Source organism: Thiomicrospira cyclica ALM1, assembly GCF_000214825.1.
In the GTDB taxonomy this organism is placed as follows: domain Bacteria; phylum Pseudomonadota; class Gammaproteobacteria; order Thiomicrospirales; family Thiomicrospiraceae; genus Thiomicrospira; species Thiomicrospira cyclica.
Genome location: NC_015581.1, coordinates 1,750,292 through 1,766,042, shown reverse-complemented (window position 1 = coordinate 1,766,042; position 15,751 = coordinate 1,750,292). Strand labels below are relative to the sequence as shown.

The following is a 15,751-nucleotide window of genomic DNA, read 5'->3' as shown; positions in this document are numbered from 1 at the left end:
ATTTCTTATTATAGCGAAAATATGAGCATTCTACTGACCGACCTGCAGACAAGTTTTAGCATTGATGCACCGCTAGGCATTCCACCCCTACTCATTAAGCGTTTGGTGCTGGGGCAGGCGAGCCTAAAAGGACTTACAGCGTTGGTGCATTCTTTTCCGAGTTGGGAGGCTATTTATGATGCCGATCCGCAGGCCTGGTCTCAGCTTGCAGGTTGGCGTGGTGAAGCCGTTGCCCGATGTTTTGGGGTTACTGAGCAGGCGATTGAGGCTTTGGATCAGTGGTTGTTGCAACCCCAAAATCATTTGGTCTTGCTTGGAGATGCCGCCTATCCACCCTTGCTAAAAACCATTGCTGACCCACCGATTGCGCTATTTGTAAAGGGGGATATTGTTTGCTTACAACAGCCCCAGTTTGCGATAGTGGGCAGTCGGCATGCCACTCGTCAAGGTTTAGCTGTGACAGCCGATTTTGCTGAAGCCTTAGCGAACGCCGGCTTGCAAATCGTGAGCGGGTTGGCGCGGGGCATTGATGCGGCGGCCCATCAAGGCGGATTACAGGGCTTGGCGGGTACTCTGGCGGTGGTAGGTACCGGTTTAGATCAAGTCTATCCAAAAGCACATCAGCGTTTGGCGGATCAGATTGTCGAGCAAGGCGCGATAGTCAGCGAATATCCGCTTGGCACGCCGCCACTACGGCATCACTTTCCACAGCGCAATCGTATTATCAGTGGTATGGCGTTAGGCTGTTTAGTCGTAGAGGCGGCGTTGCAAAGTGGCTCGCTTATCACCGCAAGGCAAGCACTAGAGCAGGGTCGGGAGGTGTTTGCGATACCCGGTAGCATTCAAAATAGTCTGGCACGTGGACCTCATGCCATCATTCGCCAGGGCGCAAAGTTAGTTGAGCAGGTGACCGACATTTTGGAAGACTTGTGGCCGTTACTACAACAACATCAAGCCCTATCGGGTCAGCTATGTTTGACCAACTTAGACGAGGACAAGGCAACTCAGAAACCGCCAGAGCTCGATAGTTTATCGGAGCAAGAGCGTCAACTTTATGGTTTGATGGAGTTTGAACCGGTTTCTTTAGAGCAGTTGATGGCATTAAGTGATTACAATGCCGCCGAGGTACAGACAGCGATGATGATGTTGGAATTGGCTGGGTTATGTCAGGGTCTATCGGCTGGGCGCTGGCAGCGAAGTTAGTCCTCATCATCAATCGACGTTATATTTCGCTTGAGTTAAGGGAATCTTTGCGGATAAACTTAAACGGTCTGTTTTACGGTTCAATTTATCTTTTATTGATTAAGTGGAGTGCATGTAATGATTAAAAAATGGTTTGGTGGTGTCTTGGCCGCAATTGTTTTAGGTGCCGCAAGCATGGGTGCGCAAGCGAGCATGATTTCTAATGCGGAATTAGCCGCTATGGAGGCGCAATTAGAGTTGCGTGATCAAGTCATGCAGCAGATTAGTCGTGCTGACGTTCAACAGCAGTTAGTTGCGATGGGCGTGTCGGTAATGGAGGTTGAGCAACGTGTTGCGGCTATGACCGATGCCGAAATTGCGCAATTACACAGTCAATTACAAGATTTACCAGCGGGTGCGGGTGTTGTTGGTATCGCGTTGTTTATCTTTGTGGTGTTTGTGGTGACAGACGTCATTGGCGCAACGGATATTTTCCCATTCATTCATCCGGTTAGATAATGGCCCCTACTGCCCTTAAATGGCCACTCAACACCCGGCTTTGGCTGGGTGTTTTGTTTTTGGTGTCTGTGCTTTGGTTAAGCGGCTGTGCGACGCCTAAGCAAAGCCAGGCCTGGTTGCAAGCAACCAGTGCAACGATGCAGTTTGAGTTGCTAGAGGTCCCTTTTTTTCCAAATCAAGACTACTATTGTGGACCTGCGGCCTTGGCCAGTATGATGGCTTACCAAGGGGATGATGTTGGCCCAGAAGACTTAATCGGTCGGTTGTTTATTCCTGAAAAGGCCGGTACCTTACAAATTGAGTTAATGGCCGTCGTGCGCCAAGCTGGTTGGTTGCCCTATCAGATTCCGGGTAATTTGGCGGCGTTGGAAGAAGCGGTTCTGGCCGGTTATCCTGTGTTGGTGCTGCAAAACCTGGGTTTAGAATCGGTGCCGCGATGGCATTACGCGGTAGTGGTCGGATTTGATCGCCGTGCAGGAGATTGGATTTTACGTTCGGAAAATGAGCCTAGGCGTTTAACTAAAACGGGTGTTTTTGAGCGAACTTGGGCTAGAGGTGATTACTGGGGAATTGTGTTAGCAGACCCTATTAAACCGCCGCCATTTGCGCAAGCACGTGGTTGGTTTCAACGCGCGTTTGATCTCGAATCAGTTGGGCAGGTCACAGCGGCTCAAGCCGCCTATGCGTCAGGCTATCAGCGGTGGCCAGAGTTTTTGCCATTGGGTTTAGCTCTGCTCAATCATCACTATGACCAGCAGGCCTGGTCAGCCGGTGATGCGCTGTTAGCACAGCTTTGGCCTCAGCACGCAGATTCGGCGCAGCTGTGGAATAATTGGGCAGTGTGGCTTGACGCGCAGGGGTGTCCTAACTTAGCCCAGCAGGCCTTGCAATGTGGGTGGCAGCGCCAGCCCGGTGCCCCATTTTTGAGTCAAACAGCCACGCAGTTGGGTGTTACGGATTTAGACCAACTTGCACCATTATCTTTTACAGATTGTGAGATACTGCGATGCCTGAATTGATTTTATTGGGTATTGATCAAGTTTTCGGTAGAATGCCTGCATTTAATGTGCAAAACAATTTTTTAGGTTGAGGTGAATGAAGAACTTAGTTATTGTGGAATCGCCAGCAAAGGCCAAGACCATTGAGCAGTACTTAGGTAAGGACTTTGTGGTTCGTTCTAGCTATGGTCATATTCGCGACCTGTCCAAAAAGGGTATGGGGATTGATATCCCTAATCGTTTCTTACCCAGTTATGAAGTCTCACCCGACAAGAAAAAAACCGTCACGGAATTACGCAAATTAGCTAAAGAGGCAGATGCCGTTTGGTTGGCCACGGACGAGGACCGCGAGGGAGAGGCGATTGCCTGGCATTTAGCCGAAGCCTTAAACCTGAATGTAGCTGAAACCAAGCGCATCGTGTTTCATGAGATTACCAAGCCGGCGATTACGCAGGCGGTAGCGAATCCGCGTCAGGTGGATTTGAACTTAGTCAATGCCCAGCAGGCCCGACGTATTCTAGACCGGGTAGTGGGTTTTGAGCTCTCCCCCATTTTGTGGAAAAAAATTCGTACCGGCTTATCAGCCGGGCGCGTACAGTCAGTGGCTGTGCGTCTAATTGTTGAGCGTGAGCGAGAAATAGATGCCTTTACACCCGTTTCGAGTTTTAAGGTTTCTGGCGAACTCTACACATTAAATGCGCAAGGTCAGCCAGATGAAATGTTGCCGGTTAAACGTCTGGCTGCTTTTGACGATGAAGCCAGTGCGCAAGCCTATTTAGCCAGTTTAACGGGCGCGACCTTTAGTGTTGCACAACTCGATCAAAAACCTGCCAAACGCTCGCCAAAACCGCCGTTTACGACCTCGACTTTGCAGCAAGAAGCCTCGCAAAAGCTGGGCTTTTCAGTCAAACAAACCATGGTCATTGCCCAGCGATTATATGAGTCTGGCAAGATCACCTATATGCGTACTGATTCGGTTAATCTGTCGGAAGTGGCGATTGGGCAAGCTAAGGATGTCATCACCAAGCGTTTTGGTGCTAATTACAGCCATCCTCGTCGCTATAAAACCAAGCAAGCCGATGCCCAAGAAGCGCACGAAGCCATTCGTCCGACCGATTTTTCCGTAACTGAGGTGGGTGGTGAGCGAAATGAGCAGCGTTTATATCAATTGATTTGGGCTCGAGCCCTGGCCTCGCAAATGAGTGAGGCCGAGTTATTACGCAGCCAAGTAGATATTGCGATTGCCCCTTCCAACAACGAACTACTTGTCGCCAAAGGCGAAGTCGTAACCTTTGAAGGCTTTATGAAAGTCTACAACCTCGATGGTCAAAAGGATCAAGATGTGCTGTTACCCGCGTTAAAAGTTGGTCAAAATCTGCAACCAGTCCTGCTGCAAGCGAAGCAAAGTTTTAGTCGCGCGCCGGCCCGTTATAATGAAGCTAGCCTAGTACGTACCTTAGAAGAAATGGGTATTGGACGTCCGTCTACTTATGCCCCTACGATTGATACCATTCAACAGCGTGGCTATGTAATTAAAGAAGATCGCGAAGGCTCACCTCGTGCGGTGCGTCTGCTGAGTTGGCAGGCTGGACAAGTCAAGGCTGAAACCCTCGAAGAAATTACCGGTAGCGAAAAAAACAAACTGTTTCCTACGGACATTGCCGGAATCGTCAACGACTTTTTGGTCAAGAACTTTGGTCAGGTGTTAGATTTTCAATTTACCGCCCAAGTAGAAGCTAAGTTTGACCAAATCGCGATGGGTCAGCAGGCCTGGCAGGATATGCTCGAAGACTTCTATCATAAGTTTCACCCCAATGTTGAGCTAGCCGAAACGCTATCTCGTGAAGAAGCCGGCCAGGCACGGTTACTCGGCAATGATCCGAAGACCGGTAAACCGATGCTGGTCAAAATTGGTCGCTTTGGCCCCTTCGTTCAGCTCGGTGATGGCGAAAATGATGAAAAACCCACCTTTGCCAGCCTGAAACCGGGTCAAAAAATGGATACGATTAAACTTGAAGAAGCCTTAGAGCTATTTAAGTTACCACGGGTGTTGGGTGATATGCCCGAAGCCTATCATGCGGCGGCCGCTGATGGCACCCCGTTTGGTGTCGAACAAGGTCAAACCATTACTGCGAAACAAGGGCCTTTTGGTCCCTACCTAGAGTATGGCGAAAAACAATTTGCGCCGATTAAAGGCTATGATCCGCTTAGCATTACGCTTGAAGAAGCGGTACTCGTGATTGAAGCCAAAATTCAAGCCGATGCCGATAAAATTGTGCGTAGTTTCCCAAGTACAGATGTCAAAATTTTGAAAGGGCGCTGGGGGCCTTACATCACCGATACTGTGACTAAAGTGAATGCTAAAATTGCCAAAGATGAAGACCCGATGGAGTTAACTCTTGAAGAGTGTCAAACGCGTTTAGCGGCGGCGCCGCCACCGAAAAAACGGGGTCGCGCCGCGGCGGCGAAAAAGCCGGCGGCCAAGAGAGCACCGGCTAAAAAAACAACGACAAAGAAAGTGACCGCAAAAAAATAACCGGCTACTTACAACAGATTTACTATTAGGTTTAATGAGATAGCAATGAAAAACACGCTGAATCAATTATTGATCACTGCCATTAAAACGTTGCAGGCAGACCAAGTTTTACCGCAAGAACTGAATTTTACTTTGCAAATTGATGCAACCAAAGATAAAGCCCATGGCGATTTTGCCACCAACCTAGCGATGATGCTGGCCAAACAAGCAGGCCTGCCACCGCGCGCCTTAGCGGAAAAATTAGTAGCAGCCTTACCCGCACACGAATCGGTGACTCAAGTGGTCATTGCCGGTCCTGGGTTTATTAATTTTTATGTGAATGAACAAGCCAAAATGGCGGTAGTTGCTCAAGTTCATCAACAAGGCCCGCAATTTGGTCAAACCAGTACGGGTCAAGGCGCATCGGTATTGGTGGAATTTGTATCAGCCAACCCCACAGGCCCATTGCATGTGGGTCATGGCCGTGGTGCGGCCTATGGTGCGAGCTTAGCGAATTTGTTGGCGTTTGCCGGTTATCAGGTGACGCGTGAGTATTATGTTAATGATGCCGGTCGCCAAATGGATATCTTGGCGACTTCGGTTTGGTTGCGTTATTTGGAGCTTTGCGGTGAAAGCTTCCGTTTTCCGAGTAATGGCTATAAGGGCGATTACATCTACGCGATCGCGCGTCAATTAGAGGTTAAATTTGGCCAGACCTTGCGTAAACCCAGTTTTGAAGTTATGGCCGGAATTGCCGCTGATGAAGGTGAAACGGATGCACAGGGGCAGGCGGGTGATAAAGAACGTCATATTGACGATCTCATTGCCAAAGCGAAAGCCTTATTGGGTGCGCATGACTATGAAGAGCTGTTTAATTTGGCTCTGCACGATATTTTAGCCGATATCGAAGAAGACCTAGCTGAGTTTGGTGTGACCTTTGATAACTGGTTCTCTGAGCGTTCATTAATGAATTCCGGAGTGGTTGATGCCGCGATTGAAAAACTCCAACAAGCCGGGAAAATTTATGAACAAAATGGCGCGTTATGGTTTCGCTCAACCGATTATGGTGATGAAAAAGATCGTGTTGTGGTGCGTGAGAATGGCATCAAAACCTATTTTGCATCCGATATAGCTTATCACTTTAATAAGCTAGAGCGCGAGTTTGAAACCCTCATTGATATTTGGGGCGCCGATCATCATGGCTATATTCCACGGGTGAAAGCGGCGATGGACGCGATGGGGACTAACCCCAATGCTTTACAAGTGCAGTTAGTGCAGTTTGCCATTCTCTATCGCGGTGGTGAGCGTGCCCAAATGTCAACGCGTAGTGGCCAATTTGTGACCTTGCGTGAATTGCGTGACGAAGTGGGTAATGATGCGGCGCGATATTTTTATGTGTCACGAAAATCCGAACAGCACATGGACTTTGATTTGGATTTAGCGAAATCGAAATCCAATGAAAACCCAGTCTATTACATCCAATATGCTCATGCGCGTATTTGCAGTGTACTGCAACAGGTAACCGAAAAAGGCTTCACAGCCTTTGATGCCCAAGCAGGCCTGGAAAATCTGGCACTATTAACCACTGAGCACGAACAAGACGTTGCCGCCAAGTTGGCGCAGTTTCCAGATTTGATTGCGCGGGCGGCGGAAGCGCGTGAACCGCATCAGATTGCCTATTACCTAAAAGACCTGGCCCATGCGTTGCATAGTTACTACAATGCGCAACCGTTATTAGTAGCCGATGATCATTTGCGCAATGCGCGTTTGAGTTTGCTGGTTGCGATTAAGCAAGTGTTGGTCAATGGTTTAACCTTACTCGGGGTTAGCGCCCCTGAGCGTATGTAGTGAACCATTATGGCGCGTGACTATCGCTATGGCCCAGCTCAAAAAGCCGGATATCAACGTAAATCGCAACAGGCGCCAACGCCAAATAATGCTCAGCCGTCGCAGCGACCACTAAGCTCTAAGGGCTTTGTGTGGTTGATTTTGGGTTTAAGTCTTGTCTTAGCGCTCGGTTTTTATGTAACCAACCACTTTAAACAACATGGGCCGAAAAGCCAGTGGTCGCAAGATGCGTTAAGAGATGAAGCCTTGGCATTAGAAGCCTTAGCCCATGAATCAACCAAGCCTACTGAATCGTCAGCGCCAGCGGTTGTAGTTGAGCCGGTGGCTACGCCAGAGGTTGCAGCAAGTGTTACAGAGCCATCAAGGCCAAGTTTTCGTTTTTATGAAGATCTGCCGCGCTTGGCCACGGTTACCGATGTTCAGCCCTTACCTGTTCAGCTTCCGGAGCCCTTATGGATTCAAGCCGGTTCTTTTCGTCATTTGGAGCAAGCCCAGCGTGAACAACGTCGTTTATCGACCGAAGATAGGGTCATGCAAATTGCACCGATCGAAACGGCTAATGGTAAGTTTTATCGAATTGTCATTGGACCTTACACAGATCGATTAAAACTTAATCAGCACCGTAATGAGTTGCGTCGTTTTGGTGCTGATACGCGCGTGGTTAAAATAGCGCCACAAGTCATTAATAATTAGTAAAAATACTTATCTATTCTATCGTTTCATGGTGTTTTAAGTTATACTTATAACCCTTAACTCTCTTATTCACCCTAAAGAAAAAGGTAATCCCATGTTCAATCCACAGCATCTTGATGGCATCGTAAAACAAGTTTTAGACGCCATACCTGCCGAAGTCGGCCAAGCCCCTGAACAGTTTAAAGCGCAAGTTAAAGCTAAAATTCAACAAGCACTGCAAGAAATGGACTTAGTGACTCGTGAAGAATTTGAAATTCAGCAGCAGGTGTTAGCGAAAACGCGTGCTAAGCTAGATGCCCTAGAAGCAAAACTGGCCGAATTCGAACAGTCTGGTGCCCAAAACCGTTGAGTGTTGCGCGAATTTATTGTCGAACCCAAGTAGGATTAACGGCTGAACAGGTAACCATTGAAGTTCATGCCGCGAATGGCTTACCCAGTTTGACCTTGGTCGGCTTGCCAGAAGCGGCGGTGAAAGAAAGCAAAGATCGCGTGCGAAGTGCGATTCTTAATAGTGGTTTTGACTTACCGCCCAAGCGGATTACGATTAATCTTGCCCCCGCCGACCTTCCCAAAGCCGGCAGTCGCTTTGATTTGGGTATTGCGTTGGGTGTTTTAGTGGCCACGGGGCAATTAACGGGCGCCCGCCTTGCCGAGCACGAATTTTATGGCGAGCTGGGTTTGGAGGGGCAGGTGCGGATGTGTCAGGGGCTGTTGCCAGCACTTGTTGCGGGGGCGTCAGCAGGTCATCGGCTGGTACTTCCAAGTGATATGGCCGAGCAGGTGGGTTTGCTTGATTATCCCAATGTGGGCTTAGCGGACAATTTACGTCAGGTCTGTGATTATTTGCTGGGTCATGTCGAGTTGGCTGCGCAGAAACCCGTTGCCCTTGCAACAGAGCCTGATTATGCATTTGATCTGGTCGATGTTCAGGGTCAAGCGCAAGCGAAGCGAGTATTAGAAATTGCAGCGAGTGGCCATCATTCGTTGTTAATGGTGGGTCCTCCGGGTGCGGGTAAAAGTATGCTGGCACAGCGTTTGGTTAGTTTATTACCACCACTCAATCGGGATGAAGCGCTTGAGGTGGCACAATTGCAATCCTTGGCCGGTCAGCGCGTTAAAGCCGAAAGTTTTTTACAGCGTCCATGGCAAGCCCCCCATCATTCATCCTCGGCGGCTGCGGTGATTGGCGGGGGCCAAAATCCGCGTCCGGGCGCTTTATCTTTGGCGCATCACGGCGTCATTTTTTTTGATGAAATGCCAGAATTTAAACGCGATGTTCTCGAAGCTTTGCGCGAGCCGCTTGAGACCAAGCAGGTTAATATTGCGCGGGTAAAACAGCAGGTGAGTTATCCCTGTAACAGTCTGTTTGTGGGAGCGCTCAATCCATCACCGTCTGGCTTTTTTGCCGATGATCCTCGCTGTAAAGAAACACCGGAGCAAATATTACGTTATCAGCGCAAATTATCAGGGCCTATTTTGGATCGTATTGATTTGCATCTTCAGCTGGCCGCCGTCGATTTGGCCGATCTTGCTAGACCCCAAAATACCCCGCAAGAAACGTCCGCTCAGGTGCGTCTGCGAGTTACCCAAAGCCGAGAACGTCAGTTGGCGCGTCAAGGCTGTCTGAATAGTCAATTAACCGCACAGCAGTGCCAAGTACTGCCACTGGCTCAAGCTGAACGTGATTTTTTGGCCACCGCTTTGACCAAGTTGGGTTTATCCGCACGCAGTTTTCATAAAGTATTGCGGGTTGCGCAAACGCTAGCCGATATGGCCGATGCGGAACAAATTGATCGCAAACACCTAGCCGAAGCCTTGGGCTATCGTAATTTAGATCATTTGGGAGCGACAGCCTAATGGCACTGGAAGGTATGTTAATCGCGGCATTTATTGTTGGATTATTAGGTGGCGTGCATTGTTTAGGGATGTGCGGCGGGGTAGTTGGCACCCTTACGTTCAGTTTAACGCCCAAACACCAGCTCAGTCAGTGGCGAATGTTACCCTTTCAGTTAGCTTATAATTTAGGGCGGATTAGCAGTTATGTCATTATTGGTGCGCTGATCGGCTTGTTGGCCGCATCATTAACGACGCTGGTGCCTTTTTTGCCGTTTCAGCAGGCGCTGCAGGTGTTTGCCGGTCTGTTTATGATTGCATTGGGTTTGTATTTAGGGGGCTGGTGGCTAGGGGTTGCGGCAGTTGAGCGTCTTGGTGCTGGCTTGTGGCGTCGCTTACAGCCCTTCACCCAAAAGCTGACCCCGGTAAGAACCCTGCCGCAGGCCTGGTTATATGGCCTTGTTTGGGGTTGGTTACCCTGTGGGTTGGTCTATAGTGTGCTGATAATGGCGTTCAGTGCCGCATCAATGACCCAGGGTGCTTTAGTCATGTTGGCGTTTGGATTGGGCACCTTGCCAAACTTAATGCTCATGGGTGTGTTTGCGTTTTACTTTACCCGTTGGGCGCGGCTAACCTGGGTCAAGCGATCCGCTGGGGCAACGGTCATGTTAATGGGGCTTTGGCAAATCTACCTCGCTCTTAGTTTAACTGTGGTTTAATTTTTTACGCCATTCCTCCTCTCACCTCTGTAAAGTCATTAATAAAATTTACGACCAAAACAAAAACTTTAATGTCCTTAATAAAGTTGGGGTAATTTTTTAGTGTTAGAATCTTCTACGTAACATTATACAAATGTTATACAGGTGGTCGTTTTAACCGTTGCTATAAGATCTATAAATATAAAGCTTATCAATTGATGATTTGGAGGTTGTCATGGAATTAACATTTGGACAGTATGAGTTGGTCTATAACGCCTTCTCGCTGGGTATTGCCGCTTTTTTAGCTGCAACACTATTTTTCTGGCTAGGCCTGTCACAAGTATCTGACAAATACAAAATGGCGGTTGTTGTTACTGGGTTGGTAACCTTTATTGCTGGTTACCATTATTTGCGCATGTTCGATAGCTGGGGCGATGCCTATACAGCTGTAGACGGTGTTGTTACATCAACCGGTGTGGCATTTAACGTTGCTTATCGTTACGTTGATTGGTTTTTAACTGTGCCATTGCTATTGATTGAACTGATTTTAGTTATGAGCTTGACGCGTTCTGAAACAGTCCGTAAAGCTATCTTACTAGGTGGTGCGGCAGCATTAATGATTGCGTTGGGCTATCCAGGTGAAGTATCTGGTGGCATCGACTCAACTCGTCTGTTGTGGGGCGCGCTATCCATGATTCCATTCCTATACATTGTGTATACATTGTTTATTGGTCTATCGGAATCGATTGCAAGACAGCATGAAAACGTTCGTGGCTTACTAAATACAGCACGGTGGATTCTGGTCTTGTCATGGAGTTTCTATCCAGTTGTTTACTTTGCGCCATTCGTAATGTCATTAGATGGTGGTCAAGCGCAAACTGTAATAGAAGTAGGTTATACCGTTGCTGACCTTGTTGCTAAAGTAGTCTTTGGTGTAATTATCTTCATGATTGCTGTTCGCAAATCACAAAATGAAAAAGCTTAATATCTTGGAAGTATTCAAGGTGAAATAGTGAATAGAATCCCAGGCCAAAATAACTGGCTTGGGATTTTTAGGAGGTTGTGACATGAATACGCATGAAGATTCTATTTCGATTCAGTTCCAAGGTCTCTTAAAAGAATGTGAAGTTACTATACATCAACAGTTCAATAAGCTTGATAACCCTATTCTTAACGAATTATTTACATACCATCTGGCAAGTGGCGGTGGCCGTAATCGAGCAAAATTAGCGCTCTATTCCGGTTGTGCTGTTAATCTTGCTAAAAAGGATACATTGGCTATTGCTGCGGCTTGTGAAATGATTCACAACGCATCACTTCTTCACGATGATATTCAAGATGGCGATACACATCGTCGTGGTCGCGAAGCGGCTTGGTATCGTTTTAGTGTTAATGATGCCATGTGTGCCGGTACGTTAATGTTGTCTGCCGCCTATGCCGCTGTTACAGAAGTTAGAACAGCAACGGCTGAATTGGTGCAGCATATGCATGACCGAACAGCACAGCTTATTTCAGGTCAGGTGTTAGATTTAAACCATGATAATCAACAGTCAAGTTTGGATCAGTACTTAAAAATAGCCATTCAAAAATCGGGAAGCTTGATGGCGCTCCCCCTCGAACTCACTATGATTGCTTCTAGCAATCATGCGTCACTCTTAGCGGCAAGGCAAGCAGGAGAATCCTTTGCTTTGGCCTATCAAATTTTTGATGATCTTCAGGATCAACGCAAAGACCTTATCAACAGCAGCTGTAATATTGTTTATGTGCTTGAAGCCTCTGGTTTGAGCCGGCCAAGTGCAGAACTCCAAGCAGTCATGCTTGTTGAGTTTTATATTCAAAAAGCCTTAGAGCAAAGTCAGGCATTACCCAATAACAGTGGTCAGCTTCTGGCGGATATGTGTCATCAACTTAGCATGGCATTAAGCCCCTATACTTCACAAGAGGCAATGCAAGCGTGAGCAAGGTTATCGTTATTGGTGGTGGTTTTGGCGGTATGGCCGCAGCACTACGTGCTCGCGCAAAAGGACACGAAGTCACCTTAGTCGACCGGTGTACACGTCTAGGCGGACGTGCACAGGTATTTGAGCGTAATGGTTATAAACATGATGCCGGCCCAACGGTAATCACGGCACCATTTCTTCTAGAAGAACTGTTTAGTCTGTTCGGAGAGCGGCTGGAAGATCATGTAAAGCTTGTTGCCCTCAAGCCTTGGTATCGCTTTGAGTTTGCCGACGGCGAACATTTTAATTACGGTGGCACGATGGAGGATACGCTTGCAGAGATCAACAGAATTAATCCTCAAGACGTCGATGGTTACCAGCGATTACTTGTCCATTCAAAAAAACTCTATGACGTTGGCTATACCCAGCTAGGTGATCAACCGTTTCATCGTCTTGGCGTGATGCTAGCACAGGTCCCACATCTTGCACGCTTGGGCGCTTGGCGCAGTGTCTGGCAAATGGTTTGTCGTCATCTTAAAAATGATTATTTACGCCAAGCCTTTTCTATTCAACCCTTACTTGTCGGCGGTAATCCATTTGATACCACCAGTATTTATGGATTGATTCATTTTTTAGAACAAGCGCATGGGGTGCATTTTGCGATGGGCGGTACTGGCGCTCTGGTAGATGCACTGGCCGATTTGATGACCCGTCAAGGCATTGAAGTAAAACTAAATAGCACAGTTACGGCATTAAATTTTAATGATCAAAAGGTCGAATCAGTCGCGCTGATGGATAAGTGGGGTAACCAGACTCAGCAGCACGCCGACTGGATAATTTCTAATACCGATCCAGCCTATCTCTATCAAGAGCTGGTGCCAGCAAAAAAAGTGAGCTGGTTAGCTAAGCTGAAAGCCAAACACAGTAAAAAATCAATGGGGCTCTTTGTTTTATTCTTTGGTACCGATCGTCAGTATCCAGAGGTGGCGCATCATACAATTTGGATGGGACCGCGTTACGAAGCATTATTAGATGATATTTTTAATCGTAAAATTTTAGCCGATGACTTCTCAATTTACTTGCACCGACCAACGGCCACCGATCCAACTTTTGCGCCAGAAGGTCACGATAGCTTTTATGCGTTGGTGCCAGTACCTAACCTACAGGGACAACAGGATTGGTCGCAAGAAGGTCCTATACTAGCTGATCGAATTGTTGAAGCATTGGGAGCGAGCATTCTGCCAAATCTAACAGCGCACATTGCAGATCAGTTTTTTATGACGCCACAAGACTTTGCAAAAGACTACTTTTCACCTGAAGGGGCGGGTTTTTCGATATCGCCTTTGTTTACACAATCAGCATGGTTTCGATTCCACAATCGGGGTGAAGGGCCAAGCAACCTCCTTCTTGTGGGCGCGGGAACGCACCCAGGCGCAGGCCTGCCTGGCGTCATTACGTCGGCGAAAGTCCTTGAGCACTTACTGCCAGAGGCCGGCTAATGAGCCCTATTGTTACCAATCAACACATAGACGCTCTGGCGATATTACGATCACACGGGCGTAGCTTTTATTTTGCCAGTCATTTGCTATCTAAAAGACATCGTAATCGTGCCGCACGCCTTTATGCCGTTTGCCGTCAAATCGATGACCTCGCAGATGAAGCGCAAGACCAGCGGTATGCGAAAACAGCATTACACGCGTTAAAACAGTCTATATTGCAACAGCAACCTATCGACCGGCTCGCTTATCAAGCTACTGAATTATGCCGAGACATGGCTATTGAAGCCCCGCTCTTAGATTTAATCAATGGGGTCGCGTCAGATCTGGAAGATGTACGTGTGCAAAATCAATCAGAATTACAACACTATGCCTATCAGGTCGCCGGCACGGTTGGACTAATGATGTGCGAAGCCCTTGATGTTAGCGACCCCGAAGCGCACCCCTATGCCATTGATTTAGGCATTGCTATGCAGCTAACAAATATTGCACGAGACCTGGCCGAGGACGCCCAAAATAATCGAGTGTATTTTCCGGCTGACTGGATTGGCACAATGTCGCCTGAGCAAATACTCAATCCGAACCAGGACCAACAATTGTGTCTGCAACAAGCGACTAAAAAACTTCTTGATCTCGCCGATAACTACTATCAAAGGGGTTTACTCGGGCTACCTTATTTGCCAGGGCGGGCGGCTTATGGCATTTTAGTGGCCGCCAGTGTATACCGCGAAATTGGTGAAGAGATCAAAAAAGCTGACTATCAAGCGTGGCGCTTTCGTGCCAAAGTATCATGGCTAAAAAAAATAGGCTGTGCCTTTGACGCGATTAGCCGTTATGCTATTAAAAAACAGCCAAAGTTTATCAAAAATACGTAATGCAACAATTCGACTTAATCATTATTGGCGGGGGCTGCGCTGGCTTATCGCTAACAAATCAGCTGATTGACCAAGGGTTCCAAGGGCAAGCACTTATTCTTGATTCGAGAAGCCGCTACGAGGATGATCGAAGCTGGTGTTTTTGGGATAAACAGCCATCCACATATCAGCACCTGATTAGTCAGTCTTGGCAAAATTGGCGATTTAGTTCCGCCGCAAAACCCATACAAACACAAGCCTGTAAAGGCTACGCTTATCATTATGTCCGAGCGGCTGACTTCTATGGCTATGCCATGACGCAGCTCGACACCACCAATCAGATTAGTCTCAAGCTCAGCACTCCTGTTCTTAGCATTAGCCCCGATGGCGATGGGTGGAGAATTACCACCCCTCAGCAGGATTATCTGGCAAGTCAAGTGGTAGATACGCGCCCGCCATGCAAGGAAACCCTTATGCAGGCCAGCTTATTTCAATGTTTTGTGGGATTAGAAGTCGCGGATATCGATCCGCTTATAGCGCAAGATAGTTTGGATTTAATGACCGAGATGCGTGTTGCAGAACAGGCATTTTGCTTTAATTACATTTTGCCAATCTCCGCCGAGCGAACACTGGTTGAGGTCACTTTTTTCTCCAATAAACCCATTAAATCGGCAGTCATTGCAAAGTATCTAGATACATTACTTGCCCAAAAAGGCTGGCAGCAGGCCAACATTATTCGTCAAGAAATGGGCGTGCTTCCAATGGGCCTGCCCCAGTTTAAAGACGCGAACCCAATGTCGCCTTCGGCTAAAAACTATGTCAATGCCGGTATCGGTGGGGGCGCTTTACGGGCGTCTTCAGGATATGGGTTTTTGCGGATACAACGCTGGGCAAAACAAGCGGCTGATGCGATGATTCAGCGCAACAGTTTGGTTGGACAGCCGGCAACGCCACCGGTATTAGCATTTATGGATAGGATTTTTTTACAGGTTATCAAGCAGAACCCTGAACTGGGTCCGATCATCTTCGAGCGCTTGTTAGCCAGGGTTGCCCCCATCCGTTTTTTGCGATTCATGGACGATCGACCCAGCATTATTGATCTAGTCAGTATTATAATAAGCCTGCCAAAAACGCCATTTTTAAAAGGACTTATCTGTCTGGTTTTGAGAAGGTAA

14 protein-coding genes are annotated in these 15,751 nt (G+C 47.7%); all 14 read left to right on the top strand.

What is annotated here, in order from left to right:
* Positions 1 to 21 precede the first annotated feature (21 nt).
* The 14 genes from dprA to THICY_RS07645 all read left to right on the top strand — a co-directional run bounded on the left by dprA (position 22) and on the right by THICY_RS07645 (position 15,751).
* Positions 22 to 1,203, top strand: a complete 1,182-nt coding sequence (gene dprA, locus THICY_RS07710; RefSeq protein ID WP_013836051.1) for a DNA-processing protein DprA — start codon at positions 22 to 24, stop codon at positions 1,201 to 1,203.
* A gap of 117 nt (positions 1,204 to 1,320) precedes the next feature.
* Positions 1,321 to 1,701: a DUF6627 family protein gene (locus THICY_RS07705; protein WP_013836050.1), complete on the top strand. Its 381-nt coding sequence runs from the start codon at positions 1,321 to 1,323 to the stop codon at positions 1,699 to 1,701.
* Positions 1,701 to 2,720 carry a PA2778 family cysteine peptidase gene (locus tag THICY_RS07700; protein WP_013836049.1) on the top strand — a complete coding sequence of 340 codons (1,020 nt, stop codon included), beginning with the start codon at positions 1,701 to 1,703 and terminating at the stop codon, positions 2,718 to 2,720. Before THICY_RS07705 ends, THICY_RS07700 begins: the two co-directional genes overlap by 1 nt.
* Positions 2,721 to 2,796: 76 nt before the next feature.
* Positions 2,797 to 5,235: a type I DNA topoisomerase gene (topA, locus tag THICY_RS07695; RefSeq protein ID WP_013836048.1), complete on the top strand. Its 2,439-nt coding sequence runs from the start codon at positions 2,797 to 2,799 to the stop codon at positions 5,233 to 5,235.
* A 45-nt stretch (positions 5,236 to 5,280) separates the two neighbouring features.
* Positions 5,281 to 7,062, top strand: a complete 1,782-nt coding sequence (argS, locus tag THICY_RS07690) for an arginine--tRNA ligase (RefSeq protein ID WP_013836047.1) — start codon at positions 5,281 to 5,283, stop codon at positions 7,060 to 7,062.
* A 9-nt stretch (positions 7,063 to 7,071) separates the two neighbouring features.
* Positions 7,072 to 7,755: an SPOR domain-containing protein gene (locus tag THICY_RS07685; RefSeq protein ID WP_013836046.1), complete on the top strand. Its 684-nt coding sequence runs from the start codon at positions 7,072 to 7,074 to the stop codon at positions 7,753 to 7,755.
* Between the two features lie 94 nt (positions 7,756 to 7,849).
* Positions 7,850 to 8,104, top strand: coding sequence for an accessory factor UbiK family protein (locus THICY_RS07680; RefSeq protein ID WP_013836045.1), 255 nt, complete (start codon positions 7,850 to 7,852; stop codon positions 8,102 to 8,104).
* Positions 8,101 to 9,612 carry a YifB family Mg chelatase-like AAA ATPase gene (locus tag THICY_RS07675; RefSeq protein WP_013836044.1) on the top strand — a complete coding sequence of 504 codons (1,512 nt, stop codon included), beginning with the start codon at positions 8,101 to 8,103 and terminating at the stop codon, positions 9,610 to 9,612. Before THICY_RS07680 ends, THICY_RS07675 begins: the two co-directional genes overlap by 4 nt.
* On the top strand, positions 9,612 to 10,307 hold the full coding sequence (locus THICY_RS07670; RefSeq protein ID WP_013836043.1) for a sulfite exporter TauE/SafE family protein: 696 nt from the start codon (positions 9,612 to 9,614) through the stop codon (positions 10,305 to 10,307). The genes THICY_RS07675 and THICY_RS07670 overlap by 1 nt, the downstream gene beginning before the upstream one ends.
* A 214-nt stretch (positions 10,308 to 10,521) precedes the next feature.
* Positions 10,522 to 11,271: a bacteriorhodopsin-like gene (locus tag THICY_RS07665; protein ID WP_013836042.1), complete on the top strand. Its 750-nt coding sequence runs from the start codon at positions 10,522 to 10,524 to the stop codon at positions 11,269 to 11,271.
* A gap of 82 nt (positions 11,272 to 11,353) precedes the next feature.
* A complete protein-coding gene (locus THICY_RS07660) occupies positions 11,354 to 12,244 on the top strand; it encodes a polyprenyl synthetase family protein (RefSeq protein ID WP_013836041.1) in 891 nt (296 codons plus the stop codon).
* Positions 12,241 to 13,725: a phytoene desaturase family protein gene (gene crtI / locus THICY_RS07655; protein ID WP_013836040.1), complete on the top strand. Its 1,485-nt coding sequence runs from the start codon at positions 12,241 to 12,243 to the stop codon at positions 13,723 to 13,725. Before THICY_RS07660 ends, crtI begins: the two co-directional genes overlap by 4 nt.
* Positions 13,725 to 14,597, top strand: coding sequence for a phytoene/squalene synthase family protein (locus THICY_RS07650; RefSeq protein ID WP_013836039.1), 873 nt, complete (start codon positions 13,725 to 13,727; stop codon positions 14,595 to 14,597). The genes crtI and THICY_RS07650 overlap by 1 nt, the downstream gene beginning before the upstream one ends.
* Positions 14,597 to 15,751: a lycopene cyclase family protein gene (locus THICY_RS07645; protein WP_013836038.1), complete on the top strand. Its 1,155-nt coding sequence runs from the start codon at positions 14,597 to 14,599 to the stop codon at positions 15,749 to 15,751. The genes THICY_RS07650 and THICY_RS07645 overlap by 1 nt, the downstream gene beginning before the upstream one ends.

Excerpts from the sequence above, each read along its gene's own strand:
- dprA (WP_013836051.1), top strand. The coding sequence starts at position 22 with ATGAGCATTCTACTGACCGACCTGCAGACAAGTTTTAGCATTGATGCA.
- THICY_RS07705 (WP_013836050.1), top strand. The coding sequence starts at position 1,321 with ATGATTAAAAAATGGTTTGGTGGTGTCTTGGCCGCAATTGTTTTAGGT.
- THICY_RS07700 (WP_013836049.1), top strand. The coding sequence starts at position 1,701 with ATGGCCCCTACTGCCCTTAAATGGCCACTCAACACCCGGCTTTGGCTG.
- topA (WP_013836048.1), top strand. The coding sequence starts at position 2,797 with ATGAAGAACTTAGTTATTGTGGAATCGCCAGCAAAGGCCAAGACCATT.
- argS (WP_013836047.1), top strand. The coding sequence starts at position 5,281 with ATGAAAAACACGCTGAATCAATTATTGATCACTGCCATTAAAACGTTG.
- THICY_RS07685 (WP_013836046.1), top strand. The coding sequence starts at position 7,072 with ATGGCGCGTGACTATCGCTATGGCCCAGCTCAAAAAGCCGGATATCAA.
- THICY_RS07680 (WP_013836045.1), top strand. The coding sequence starts at position 7,850 with ATGTTCAATCCACAGCATCTTGATGGCATCGTAAAACAAGTTTTAGAC.
- THICY_RS07670 (WP_013836043.1), top strand. The coding sequence starts at position 9,612 with ATGGCACTGGAAGGTATGTTAATCGCGGCATTTATTGTTGGATTATTA.
- THICY_RS07665 (WP_013836042.1), top strand. The coding sequence starts at position 10,522 with ATGGAATTAACATTTGGACAGTATGAGTTGGTCTATAACGCCTTCTCG.
- THICY_RS07660 (WP_013836041.1), top strand. The coding sequence starts at position 11,354 with ATGAATACGCATGAAGATTCTATTTCGATTCAGTTCCAAGGTCTCTTA.
- THICY_RS07650 (WP_013836039.1), top strand. The coding sequence starts at position 13,725 with ATGAGCCCTATTGTTACCAATCAACACATAGACGCTCTGGCGATATTA.
- THICY_RS07645 (WP_013836038.1), top strand. The coding sequence starts at position 14,597 with ATGCAACAATTCGACTTAATCATTATTGGCGGGGGCTGCGCTGGCTTA.